1 pseudogene is annotated in these 1,580 nt (G+C 40.6%); it reads left to right on the top strand.

The annotated features are described in order from the left end of the window. Nucleotides 1–505: 505 nt before the first annotated feature. Nucleotides 506–1,580: pseudogene (locus H5187_RS24855) on the top strand (hypothetical protein); the annotation flags it as partial.

The raw sequence follows: 1,580 nt of genomic DNA, 5'->3' as shown, positions 1-1,580 counted from the left end.
AGCGGCGGCATCAGCGGCGGCATCAGCGGCGGCATCAGCTACAACATCAGCGATCACATCTACAATAATACATCCGTGGCCTAGATCGATCTGAGGGTTAGCATTGGTATATTGTTTAGGTTCACCGGGTTGAATGCGGCCAGTTAGCATTTCATCAAGTTTAGTGGTACTCATTGTAGGTATTTCCTTTTTTTGTTAAAAAATAAACAGCCAGTAAAGACTAGCAAAGCCCTCAAACAAAATGTATTACACTTGATTACAAATGAATCTCTCAGATAACACAGAGATATATGGTCACTCCGCCAGCGAATTTTTTACTAATAAAGGTAACGGTCCTATGACATAAATCCGGCGTCTAATGTCTATTTCGTTGGAAATTAAAAAGTGGAAAGTAAAAAGGACAGACACATTTTTTTGCAAAAACTACAGTATCAACTACTGTTTTTGCAAAAATCATAGTATCAACCACTGTTATTACACACAGTGCTACTGAAGTTGATATATTATGACTCGCGCAAGAAAAAAGCTTATTGATTTAGCATCGACATCTTATTATCACTTAATCTCACGATGCGTGAGACGTGCATTCTTGTGTGGTGATGATAAATACACAGGTAAAAACTTTGCTCACCGTAGGGAGTGGTTAGTAGAGCGAATTAAGTTATTAAGTAGTGTGTTTGCCATTGAAATTGCTGCCTACGCGATTATGAGCAATCACTATCACCTTGTTGTGAACGTCAATAGGCGTCAAGCACTTGATTGGTCTGATGATGAAGTAATTAACCGCTGGTATCAGCTTTATAACGACCACTTTGTAGTCGACCGCCATTTAAAAGGTGAGCAGTTAGATAAGCCAAGTTTGCTCTTTTTTAATGAGATCATCGCTAATGGCGAGAAAGGTTGTATGACATCAGCTGGTATATGAAAAACCTCAATGAGTACATTGCCCGCGAGGCCAATAAAGAAGATAACTGCACGGGTAAGTATTATTCGCTGCCATCCTTGGCGCTCACCCTTCGGGCTGCCTGACGGCATTCAAATTTATTCCTTATAAATTTGAGGGAAGGGCGCATTACTTATAAAGAATAGTCGCAAGCATTATTAGATGAAACCGTAGTGCTCAGTTGCATGGCCTACGTTGATTTGAACTCTATCAGAGCAAACATAGCCGATACGCTTGAAGACCGTGATTTCACCTCAATTCAAGAACGTATAGCGCACTTTAAAGCCTTTACCACAGACACGGTTAAAGCGAATAAGCTTCTCAAACAAAAAGATAATATTCAGCATGAAAGCCAACCAGCACAGCTAAAACCATTTGGCGGCAATCACATTAAACACAGGATCCCCTTTGCCTTACTGGATTATATTGAATTAGTCGACTGGAGCGGCCGCCACATAGATCCAAAGAAAAAAGGGCATATCAACAAAACTATGCCAAAAGTGCTCCTGACTTTGAATATAGAAGAAGCGCAATGGCTTGAATCAATTCAACGTTTCAGGCAGCAGTACTCAAATTTTGCAGGCAGCAAACAACGGTTAAAGCAGCAAGCCGCCAGCAACGATGTAAAATGGTACAA

Source organism: Pseudoalteromonas sp. SG44-1, assembly GCF_014164315.1.
Taxonomy (GTDB): Bacteria; Pseudomonadota; Gammaproteobacteria; order Enterobacterales; family Alteromonadaceae; genus Pseudoalteromonas; species Pseudoalteromonas rhizosphaerae.
Note: the sequence above shows the minus strand (reverse complement) of the source record. Positions and strands in the feature narration are given on the sequence as shown.